The 11,014-nt window shown below is 68.6% G+C and carries 9 protein-coding genes; 6 read left to right on the forward strand and 3 right to left on the reverse strand.

Annotated features, from left to right (window positions below):
* Position 1 precedes the first annotated feature (1 nt).
* Positions 2 to 1,048: a putative 2-aminoethylphosphonate ABC transporter substrate-binding protein gene (locus tag AVKW3434_RS23345; protein WP_284407728.1), complete on the reverse strand. Its 1,047-nt coding sequence runs from the start codon at positions 1,046 to 1,048 to the stop codon at positions 2 to 4.
* A gap of 157 nt (positions 1,049 to 1,205) precedes the next feature.
* Here AVKW3434_RS23345 and AVKW3434_RS23350 point away from each other — a divergent pair, with 157 nt between their 5' ends.
* The 5 genes from AVKW3434_RS23350 to AVKW3434_RS23370 all read left to right on the forward strand — a co-directional run bounded on the left by AVKW3434_RS23350 (position 1,206) and on the right by AVKW3434_RS23370 (position 4,455).
* On the forward strand, positions 1,206 to 1,952 hold the full coding sequence (locus tag AVKW3434_RS23350; RefSeq protein WP_284407729.1) for a phosphonate utilization associated transcriptional regulator: 747 nt from the start codon (positions 1,206 to 1,208) through the stop codon (positions 1,950 to 1,952).
* Positions 1,953 to 1,954: 2 nt separating this feature from the next.
* On the forward strand, positions 1,955 to 2,521 hold the full coding sequence (locus tag AVKW3434_RS23355; protein WP_284407730.1) for a phosphonate degradation HD-domain oxygenase: 567 nt from the start codon (positions 1,955 to 1,957) through the stop codon (positions 2,519 to 2,521).
* A 132-nt stretch (positions 2,522 to 2,653) separates the two neighbouring features.
* Positions 2,654 to 3,259 (forward strand): DUF4337 domain-containing protein, encoded by a 606-nt coding sequence (locus AVKW3434_RS23360; protein WP_284394789.1) that lies wholly within the window; start codon positions 2,654 to 2,656, stop codon positions 3,257 to 3,259.
* Between the two features lie 41 nt (positions 3,260 to 3,300).
* Entirely contained in the window at positions 3,301 to 3,789 is a 489-nt protein-coding gene (locus tag AVKW3434_RS23365) for a dihydrofolate reductase (protein WP_284407731.1), read from the forward strand.
* A 198-nt stretch (positions 3,790 to 3,987) separates the two neighbouring features.
* Positions 3,988 to 4,455: an Lrp/AsnC family transcriptional regulator gene (locus AVKW3434_RS23370; RefSeq protein ID WP_272564333.1), complete on the forward strand. Its 468-nt coding sequence runs from the start codon at positions 3,988 to 3,990 to the stop codon at positions 4,453 to 4,455.
* Positions 4,456 to 4,605: 150 nt separating this feature from the next.
* On the opposite strand, the gene AVKW3434_RS23375 is transcribed toward AVKW3434_RS23370, so the two are convergent.
* On the reverse strand, positions 4,606 to 6,858 hold the full coding sequence (locus AVKW3434_RS23375; RefSeq protein ID WP_284407732.1) for an aminotransferase class V-fold PLP-dependent enzyme: 2,253 nt from the start codon (positions 6,856 to 6,858) through the stop codon (positions 4,606 to 4,608).
* Positions 6,859 to 7,308: 450 nt separating this feature from the next.
* On the opposite strand from AVKW3434_RS23375, the gene mutS reads away from it, so the two are divergent.
* Entirely contained in the window at positions 7,309 to 9,891 is a 2,583-nt protein-coding gene (gene mutS / locus AVKW3434_RS23380; protein ID WP_284395318.1) for a DNA mismatch repair protein MutS, read from the forward strand.
* 33 nt (positions 9,892 to 9,924) lie between these two features.
* On the opposite strand, the gene AVKW3434_RS23385 is transcribed toward mutS, so the two are convergent.
* A partial coding sequence (locus AVKW3434_RS23385) for a cysteine dioxygenase (protein WP_284407733.1) occupies positions 9,925 to 11,014 on the reverse strand: 1,090 nt, incomplete at its 5' end.

Consider the following 11,014-nt stretch of genomic DNA (forward strand, 5'->3'; position numbering starts at 1 on the left):
TTTACTTCTTCGCTTCGCTCTTGCTGTCGTAGCGCCGGGACCATTCGGCCAGCGTGGCCTCGCGGCTGGCGGCGGCATGGTCGAAGTCGAGTCGGATCAGGCGCGCCTCGTAGTCGTCCGGAATGCCGGCCAGCTTGGGCGCGATGCCGGGCTGGGCGGTGATGGCGAAGTTCTTGCCGTAGAGCTTCATGGCATCTTTCGACGACGCCCAGTCGGCCAGCTTCTTCGCCGCATCCAGCTTCTTGGTGCCCTTGTAGATGGCGAAGCCTTCCAGGTCCCAGCCCAGTCCTTCCTTGGGGAACACCAGTTCGATCGGCGCGCCCTTGGCCTTGTTGGTGTGGCCGCGGTACTCGAAGGAAATGCCCGCGACGTACTCGCCGGAGGCGGCCATGTTGCAGGGCTTGGAGCCGGAGTGCGTGTACTGGCCGATGTTCTCGTGCAGCGCGTCCATGTACTTCCAGCCGCCGCCCTTGCCGCCCTCGTCGCCCCACATCTGCAGCCAGGACACCACGTCCAGGTAGCCGGTGCCGGAGGACGCCGGATTGGGCATCACCACCTGGCCCTTGAACTCGGGCCGGGTCAGGTCCTTCCAGGTCGTGGGCAGGGGAATGTTGCGCTTCTTGGCCTCCACGGTGTTGAAACACACGGTGGCGCCGAACACGTCCATGCCGAACCATGCGGGCGGGTTCTTCTTGTCGCGGTAGGCCGGCATGATCGCGTCGATGTTCAGCGGCGCGTAGGGCTCCAGCATGCCGTTGCGGTCGAACAGCGCCAAGCTGGTGGCCGCCACGCCCATGACAACGTCCGCCTGCGGGTTGGCTTTCTCGGCCAGCAGCTTGGCGGTGATGACGCCCGTGGAGTCGCGCACCCACTTGATCTCGATGTCCGGGTTCACCGCATTGAACGCTTCCTGGTAGGCCTTGAGTTGGTCGGTCTCCAGGGCGGTATAGACGATCAGCTGCTGCTTTTGCGCGAAGGCCGAGCCAGCCGCAGCGGCCAGGACCAGTCCGAGAATTGCCGCGGAAAGCGGCCGTGGGATGCGTTGCATGGAAATGCTCCAGGGGTTGAACGGGTGGAACTTTGGTGCCCGCCCGTGTCATCCTCATGACATTCTTGCCAAGCAAAATGAGGGCCATGTCGGGCCGATTGTTTTTTGTAGATCGTAGACAATCTGCAAAATCGTCTTTTTTGGGAGAACTTGATCCATGGCAGTCCAGAGCCCCACGAACGCCGCCATCGCACAGCTTCAGGGCAACTCGCTCGCCGGCCTCGTGCAAAACGAGATCGAGCGCATGATCCTGGCTTCCGAGTTCCAGCCCGGGGAGAAGCTGACCGAATCCACCCTGGCCACCCGCCTGGGCGTGTCGCGTGGCCCGGTGCGAGAGGCGTTCCGCATGCTCGACGAGGCCGGCCTGGTGCGCACCGAGAAAAACCGCGGCGTCTTCGTGCGCGACATCGCGCTGGACGAGGCCCTGGAGATTTTCGAGCTGCGCGCGGTGATGGAGATGTACATCGGCCGCAAGCTGGCCGAAACCTGCACCGCCGCCCAGACGAAAGCGCTGCGCCAATGGGTCGATGCCATGGACGCGGCCACCAAGGCCGGCAACGCGCAGGACTTCCACCGCTTCAACCTGGAGTTCCACGACGCCCTGCTGCAGCTGGCCGGAAACGCCAAGTTCACCGCCCATTACCGGCGCCTCATCAAGGAGTTGTCGCTGATCCGGCGCCGCAACCTCACCGTCGAATCCATGGCGGTGTACACCCGCGAGCACCGGCAGATCGTCAAGGCGATCGCGGCGCGCAATGCCGAGGCCGCGGGCCAGGCGATGTTCGACCACGTGATGAACAGCCGCGAACGCACCCTGCAGAACTACTACCCCGCGCCAGAAGCCCCCCTCGCTGCGCCGGCCCCGGCGCGCCGGCGGGCCACTCGCACCACCGCCGAGGCCTGACCATGCCGCTGGCCTTCGACGACATCGCCCTGCTGTTCGAGCGCCATGGCGGCACGCAGTACAGCGGCGAGCCAGTCACGCAGACCGCGCACGCGCTACAGACCGCCTGGCTGGCGCAACAGGCGGGCGCGGACGACGAACTCATCACCGCGGCGCTGCTGCACGACCTGGGCCACCTGCTGCAGGACCATGGCGACACCCCCACGGCGCACGGTATCGACGACCTGCACCAGTTCAGCGCCCTGCCCTTTCTGCGCGGTCTGTTCGGGGACCGTGTGCTCGACGCCATCCGCTGGCACGTGGACGCCAAGCGCTATCTGTGCGCCACCCGGCCGCATTACCGGTCGGCGCTGTCGGCCGACTCGCAGCGCAGCCTGGTGCTGCAGGGCGGCGTTTTCGGTGCGCAGGAGGCCCGGGCCTTCATCGGTCGTCCGCACGCCGAAGAGGCCGTGCGCCTGCGGCTGTGGGACGACCAGGCCAAGGTCGAAGGCCTGGCCACGCCGGGGCTGGCGCACTTCCTGGGCATTGCGGCGCGGTGCCGCCTGCCACGGCCTGCGGGACCGGCTTGAGCGCTGCGGCGCCGGCAGGTCACCGACACGCTCTAAGATGGCGCCCCGTTGCGAACCCTTCAGTGGGACGGCGCCTTCGGGTTCCGCCCCGTTTTTCCCGTCCCAACCGACGCTTTCCACCATCCACTCACTATGTCTTCCGGCGGATTTCACGTACACGGCCCCCACGACCATGCGGTCGAGCATGCCAGCCAGGGCCACGGCCCCCACGAGGCCCACGCGCACGAGGGCGGCGGATCGTCCACCAGCAAGATCGCCATGTTCACCGCGATCGTGGCGACGGTGGGCGCCATCTTTTCGTACATGGGCGGGGCCACGCAGGCCAATGCCGGGCTGCTGAAGAACGACGCGGCCATCCGCAAGACGGAGGCCTCCAACCAGTGGAATTACTTCCAGTCCAAGAGCACCAAGCAGTCGCTGACCGAAATGGCCCGCGACCTGGCGCCCGAGGACCGCAAGGGCAGCTACCAGACCAAGCTGGACCGCTACGAGACCGAGAAGAACGAGATCAAGACGCAGGCCGAGAAGCTGGAACGCGAGTCGCTCGACTTCGACCACCAGAGCGAGGCCCAGATGCACCAGCACCACCGCTGGGCCCAGGCCACCACCGCGCTGCAGGTGGCCATCGCCCTGGCGGCCATTGCGCTCCTCACGCGCAAGAAGTGGCTGGAATACGGCATGTACGGCGTGGCCGCCATCGGCCTGGGCGTCGGCACCATGGCGTTCCTGCATTTCTGAGCGCGGCTCCCCCTCTTCCCGTCTTTGCGAAAGCCCCTTCCATGGCCCTGCACCTGATTTATGCGCGCGCCGCCAACGGCGTGATCGGCAAGGACGGCACCATGCCCTGGCACCTGCCCGAAGACCTGGCGCACTTTCGCCGGCTGACGAACGGCTGCCCCGTGGTGATGGGCCGCAAGACCTGGGATTCGCTGCCACCGCGCTTTCGGCCGCTGCCGGGGCGCGCCAACATCGTGGTGACGCGCCAGCCGGATTGGCAGGCCGAAGGCGCCCGCCGCGCCGCGGGCCTGCCCGAGGCCCTGCGGATGGCCGAGGCCGAGGGCCCCACCACCTGGGTGATCGGCGGCGCGCAGCTGTACGCGCAGGCCTTGCCGCTGGCCACGCGCATCGAGGCCACCGAGATCGGGCAGGCGTTCGAGGGCGATGCCTATGCGCCCGAGCCGGGCCCCGAATGGGTGGAAACGGCGCGCGAAAGCCACCAGAGCGCGGCCGGCCTGCCTTACACTTTTCTGACGCTTGAGCGGCGCTGAAAAACCCCGCCCCTCTGAAAGGGCCAAGTACGGCCGGGGTTCGAGGGGTGCGTCCGGGCCCTTAAGGCACGCGGTGACCGTTCAGCCGATGCAGAATCCGCGTGGCGGAATCGAAGGCGCCTTGTCCGGCCCCGATGCCACCGCTCGCCGCCCCAGGCGAGCCCCCCTCCTTCCTACGAACCTCCAGCCGAGCCCACTGTGAAACTAGACGCCATTGACCAAAAGATCCTGGATCTGCTGCAGGAAGACGCCGACCAGCAAGGGGCCGAGATCGCCGCCAAGGTGGGGCTGTCGACCACGCCGTGCTGGCGCCGGGTGCAGCGGCTCAAGGAGAGCGGCGTCATCAAGAAGAGCGTGGCGCTGGTCGATGCGCAGAAGGTCAACGTCGGCGTGACGGTGTTCGTGTCGGTGCGCACCAGCACCCACACGCAGGAGTGGTTCGACAAGTTCAAGGCCACCATCCAGGTCATGCCGGAGGTCGTCGAGTTCTACCGCATGAGCGGCGAGATCGACTACCTGCTGCGCGTGGTGGTGCCCGACATCGCGGCCTACGACCGGGTCTACAAGAAGCTGATCGCCAGCAACCACCTGTGCGACATCAGCTCCAGCTTCGCCATGGAAGAGATCAAGTTCACCACAGCGCTGCCGCTCAACTACGCGCGGTAAGCATCTGCGGCCGTGGGGCCGCAGGCACACCCGTTCGCCATCTGGCCGCACCCGGCATTTGCTATATTTTTAATAGCATAATGCCCTAGTACTGATTGTGCTGGAGGCCTTTTTTCCCCATGCCTGCGCACCGGCCAAGCGCACCGCCCGTCAATTGCGCCACAGCGCCATGCCGCCCGCCAGGCTCCAGGCGCGGTCGTGGCCCAGCCGGCGCAGCGCCTTGGCGGCCTGCGCGCTGCGGTTGCCGCTGCGGCAAAAGAACAGCACGGGCGTGTCGGGCGACAGGGCCAGCCATTCGGGCAGCGCGTTCACCAGGGCCGACAGCGGCACGGCCTGGCGCTGCACGGGCGTCCCCAGGTCGGGCGCCCGGCCCAGGCGCTGCTCGTAGGGCTCGCGCACGTCCACCAGCAGCAGGGCGGGCTGCGGGGCCTGCAGCATCGCCTGCAGCGCGGCCGGCGCCATGTCGCTGCCCGCGGCGGACGCGCACGGCGAGTCCACGCGCACGCCGCACAGCATGGGCTGGCCGCTGGCCTCCTGCGGTGCCAGGCCCTGCTCCAGCCGCGCCTTGGCCTGCGCAAAACCCGGGGCGTCCAGGCGCCCGTCGAGCACCTGCGCCAGCAGCGGCTGAGCGGCGCATTCCGTGGCGAGCGTGGTGGCGAAGCGGTGGTCTTCATCGTGCGCGGGCAGCAGCAGCGTCCCGGTGCCCAGGTGTTGCGCCATGCGATGCAGCGACGGCCCGAAGGCGAGCGGCGCGCTCTGCGCGAAATCGCTGCGACCCAGCGCGCCCGGCATGACGGTGTCGCCCACGAACGCCAGGCGCAGGCCCTGCGCGCCGTGCAGCAGGTAGGCCGTGGCATCTTCGGTGTGGCCCGGCGTGGCCAGGCGGGTGAGGTGCAGCGCGCCCAGGTCGATCCGCTCGGCGGACTGCGGCCAGCCCAGGGCGTCCACGGCCTCGTCCGCGGCCGGATGGCCGGCCAGGGCGGCACGCAGCGCGGCGGCGGATGAGGCGTGGTCGCCGTGGCTGTGGGTGTCCAGCACCGCCGCCAGCGTGTAGCCCTGGCAGCGCACCAGCTGGGCCAGGCGCTCGGTCAGCGCGGGCAGCGGATCGATCACGGCACAGCGGCGGCTGGCGGCATCGGCCGCCAGATAGCAGCACGCGCCATCGACCACGAAACGGGTCACGCCTTCGACGGGCAACGCGGCCGGCTGGGCCGGGCCCAGGCAACTGGCACGCAGCGATTCGCCGCACGCGCGGATGCGGGCGCAGGCCTCGCCGATGAAGGCGGCATCCGCGGCCGGGCCGAACGACAGCCGCACGGCCGAGTCCGCCTGCCAGTCCGGCAACTGCATCGCCTGCAGCACGTGGCTGGGCTGGGCCTTGGCCGCGCTGCAGGCCGAGCCGCCGCTGACGCGCACGCCCGCGGCGTCGAACAGGTCCAGCAACAGGCGGGAGCCCACGCCCGGCACCGAGAAGTTGAGCGTGGTGGGCAGGCACAGCCCGGGCGGCGCGTTGAAGACGAGGCCGGGGAAGGCTGCCTCCAGCGCCGCGCCCAGCTGCGCGCGGTAGCCCGCCAGCACCTGCGGGGGCTGAAACGTGGTGCCGCCCTCCAGCGCCGCCAGCACCGCGCCCAGGGCGGCGATGCCCGCCATGTTCTCGGTGCCCGAGCGCAGGGCGCCCTCCTGCCCGCCGCCGGCCATCATGGGTGTGAACGGCGCGCCCTCGCGCACGTACAGCAGGCCGATGCCCTTGGGCGCATAGAGCTTGTGGCCGGAGAACGTGGCGTAGTCGATGGGGTGGTCGGCCAGCTGCAGCGCCATCTTGCCCAGGGCCTGCACGCTGTCCACCAGCCACAGCGCGCCGCTGCCCGCCATCGCCTGGGCGATGCCCGCCAGATCGCTGACCACGCCGGTCTCGTTGTTGGCGGCCATGGTGCACACCAGGGCGGCGCGCGGCGCATGGGCGCGCAGCCAGTCGAGGTCGTGCCGGCCGTCGCGTGCCACGGGGATGGGCAGCACCTGCAGGCCGAGCTGCAGCAGCGTGTTCCAGTGCTTGAGGGCCTCGGGCACCGCCTTGTGCTCGGTCGCGCCGTACAGCAGCAGTTGTTGCGGCCCCGCGGTGCCGTCGCCGCCTGCGGTGCGCTGCCTGCGCACCTGGTCCAGGGCCGACAGCACGGCGGTCTGGATGCCCTCGGTCGCGCCGCTCACGAACATCAGCTGGCCCGAAGACGCACCGACCACCCGGCGGGCCCGGGCCCGCACCGCATCCATCAGCGCGCGGGCCTTGAGACCAGTGCTGTGCGTGCTGCTGGGGTTGCCGTAGTCGTCCGCCATCGCGGCCAGTGCGGCATCGCGGGCGGCGGGCAGGACGGGCGTGGTGGCGTTGGCGTCGAGGTAGATTTCCATGGCGTTGCTTGATTTCCGTTGATCCGGGTAACAGCAACCATGTTAGTGAGCCATATTGAGAATTTTTTTCTCATTTTCTGACACTATTTGAAATCAGCGTCCATCTGCCCACGCTTTGGCAAAGTCCGGGGCATGGCGGCGGCTGCCGGTCACCGCCCTGCCGATCCGGCGGGTCGGCCCGCTGGCGCCTGGGCGCTCGTCCACAATAGCGGGTTCGCCGCGGCCGGCCGCTGACCGAGCGGGTGCCGCGATGCCACCCCGCGTGGGATTGCAGCAGCGAGCGGCCGTCGCGCGCTCCGCGATCCCGGTGAAGTCGAGAGAACCCAGAACATGCAGCAGCCGGCAGAAAACGCCCCCATCACCGCATCGCCATCCGCAGCGCCCTCCGCCCCTGGCACGCCCGCGCCCGCCGCGCCGCATCTGGGCAGCGACTTCTCGCACCACACGCCGATGATGCAGCAGTACCTGGCCCTGAAAGCCGCGTACCCCGACACGCTCGTCTTCTACCGCATGGGCGATTTCTACGAGGTGTTCTTCGCCGATGCCGAGAAGGCCGCGCGGCTGCTGGACATCACGCTCACGCAGCGCGGGCAGTCCGGCGGACAGCCGGTGGTGATGGCCGGCGTGCCGTTCCATGCACTGGAGAACTACCTGGGCCGGCTCATCAAGATGGGCGAGTCGGTGGCGATCTGCGAGCAGGTGGGCGAAGTGGGCGCGAGCAAGGGGCCGGTGGAGCGCAAGGTGGTGCGCGTGGTCACGCCGGGCACGCTCACCGACAGCGAACTGCTGTCCGACAAGGCCGAATCGCTGCTGCTGTCGGTGCACCAGGGCCCGCGTGCGCGTTGCGGCCTGGCGTGGCTCAGCGTGACGCAGGGGCTGGTGCACCTGGCCGAATGCACGCACGACGAGGTCGGCGCCTGGATCGCGCGCATAGCCCCGAGCGAGGTCATCTACAGCGCGGGCGTGACCGAGCGCTTCGAGCAGCAGCTGAAGGCGCTGCGCCAGAACGGCACCTTCGCCTGCCCCTTGAGCCTGCGGCCGGACTGGCAGTTCGATGCCGCGTTGGGTGAGCGCAAGCTGCTGGAGCAACTGGGCGCGGCCAGCCTTGTCGCCTGGAGCGCGCAGGACCTGGCCCAGGCCCACGCCGCCGCCGCGGCGCTGCTGGCCTATGCCGAGCACACGCAGGGCCGATCGCTCACCCACGTGCACGGCGTGCGCGTGCAGCAGAGCGACGAGCTGATCGCCCTGCCCCTGGCCACGCGCCGCAATCTGGAACTGACGCGCACGCTGCGCGGCGAAGACGCGCCCACCCTCTTTTCGCTGCTGGACACCTGCATGACCGGCATGGGCAGCCGCCTGCTCAAAACCTGGCTGCTGGAGCCGCGGCGCGACCGCACCGAGGCCCGCCAGCGCCTGTCGGCCACCGCAGCGCTGCGCGGCACGGCCTCGGGCACCGGCGCGTGGCAGGCGCTGCGCGGCGAGCTGCGCGGCGTGAGCGATGTGGAGCGCATCACGGCCCGCATCGCGCTGCGGCAGGTGCGCCCGCGCGAGCTGCTGGGTCTGTGCAAGACGCTACAAAAAGCAGAGCAGCTTGCCGGGGCATTCCATGCTTCGGAGCCGTTTTTGGCCCAGATCTTCGACCACCTGCGTCCGCCGGTCGATTGCGGCGAACTGCTGCGCGCGGCCATCCATGAGGAGCCGGCCGCGCTGGTGCGCGACGGCGGCGTGATCGCCCCGGGCTTCGACGCCGAACTGGACGAGCTGCGCGGCATCCAGACGCACTGCGACACCTTCCTGCTCGACCTGGAGACGCGCGAGCGGGCGCGCACCGGCATCGCCAACCTGCGCGTGCAGTTCAACAAGGTGCACGGCTTTTACATCGAGGTGACCAGCAGCCACCTGGACCGCGTGCCGCACGACTACCGCCGCCGCCAGACGCTCAAGAACGCCGAGCGCTTCATCACGCCGGAACTCAAGACCTTCGAGGACAAGGCGCTGTCGGCGCAGGAGCGCGGCCTGGCGCGCGAGAAATGGCTGTACGAGCAGCTGCTGGACCGGCTGCAGCCGCATGTGCCCGCCCTCACCCGGCTGGCCCATGCGCTGGCCACGCTGGACGTGCTGTGCGCGCTGGCCGAGCGCTCGCTCACGCTGAACTGGTGCGCGCCGCAGTTCGCGCCCGAGCCCTGCATCGAGATCGAGGGCGGGCGCCACCCCGTGGTGGAGGCGCGGCTGGCCGAGACCTCGTCCGGCAGTTTCATCGCCAACCACACGCGGCTGAACGCCAACACCCGCATGCAGGTCATCACCGGGCCGAACATGGGCGGTAAATCGACCTACATGCGGCAGGTGGCGCTGATCGTGCTGCTGGCCAGCATGGGCAGCCACGTGCCGGCCACGTCGTGCCGCCTGGGGCCCATCGATGCGATCCACACGCGCATCGGCGCGGCCGACGACCTGGCCAACGCACAATCGACCTTCATGCTGGAGATGACCGAGGCCGCGCAGATCCTGCATTCGGCCACGCCGCACAGCCTGGTGCTGATGGACGAGATCGGTCGCGGCACCAGCACCTTCGACGGCCTCGCGCTGGCCAGCGGCATCGCCACCCACCTGCACGACCGCACCAAGGCGTTCACGCTGTTCGCCACCCACTACTTCGAGCTGACCGAGTTGTCTGCGCGCCACCAGCACGCGGTGAACGTGCACGTGGGCGCGACCGAATCGGGCTCGAACATCGTCTTTTTGCACGAGATCCAGCCGGGGCCGGCCAGCCGCAGCTACGGCATCCACGTGGCCCGCCTGGCGGGCGTGCCGGGCCCGGTGCTGAACCATGCGCGCCACACGCTGGCCGCGCTGGAGCAGCGGGCCGGCGAGGGCGAAACGCAGGTGGACCTGTTCGCCGAGCCGCCCGAGGCCGAGGGGCCGCTGGTGAGCCCGGCGGAAGCGGCGCTGGCCGAACTGCAGCCCGACACCCTGAGCCCGCGCGAGGCGCTGGACGCGCTCTACCAGCTCAAGCGGCTGGTGCAGGGTTAGCCAGGCCGCGCAGGCGGCCGACCCCGGGAGAGCCTACTCGGCCGGAGCCACGGCGGGCTTGGGTGCCTTGGGCGTGCGCTCGAACTTGGTCTTGGCCGCGATCTGCTGGCCTTCGGACAGGCCATCCATGTCGCGGTACAGGTGCACCGACAGAGCGATGTCGCCGGACTTGTTCTTGAGGCTGTGGGGCACGCCCAGCTCGTCAGGCCCGAAGCCGGCCCACGACCCCTGCGGCCGCGCATTTTTGTCGGTCTTGTCGGCCAGCGGCGTTTTGTCTTTCGTTTCGCCGGTCGGTCGGTAGATCCGCTCCGACAAATTGCCCTTCAGGATGAAAGAAGCGCACTCGTTGGGATGGTCGTGGATGGGGGTCTTTTGCCTGGCATCGAACGCGAACAGTTGCAGGCAGAACGACTCTCCTTCCTTCGCTTGGCTGTGCAGCAGATAGCGACCGTAACCCGCCAACTGTGTGGCGTCCTTGGGCTTATAAATATCTGTGGACAACTGGGCTTCCTCCAGCAGGCCCTTGAGGGCGTCCGCCACGCAATCGCGCACGTCCTTGCCCACCGCGATCTCGGCTTGCACGGAGGCATTTTGCAAAAGCTTCTGCACGCCGGCTTCCAGGCGCTTTTGGTTAGCCGCGTGGGTCTGCCGGGCTTGCAGGGACAGCGTGGTGTACACCTTGTCGAGTTGGGCCTCGCGGGCTGCGATGCCCGCATCCGCGCCCGGCAGCGAGGTGCGGGGGCGCTTGGCCGAAGCACCTTCCGCGCTGGCGTCCGGGGACCGCGCTGGCAGGCCGTCCAGGCGGGCATCGCCGCCCGGCTGGCTCGAACCGGCAGGCCGTTTGTTCGAAGAGGCGGTATCGGCGACTTCGGCGCGTTCGGAACGGGGAGAAACGGCGCGGGAAGGGGAAGAGATAGAACTGGTCGTCATGGTTTGAAAGAGAGTGGATGAGGAAAGAAAAAGAGGGAGAACAACGGCGATCCACCGTGTCGCCACTGACCCGTCCTGAATGAGGTTGACACCTTTCTGTTCATCAGAAAGGAAAGTCAAGTGGATCAATGGGTTAAGAGAACGCAGAAGGACTACACACTGGCCTTTAAGCTGGCGGTGGTGGATCAGGTAG

The organism is Acidovorax sp. SUPP3434, from assembly GCF_030159015.1.
GTDB lineage: Bacteria > Pseudomonadota > Gammaproteobacteria > Burkholderiales > Burkholderiaceae_C > Paracidovorax.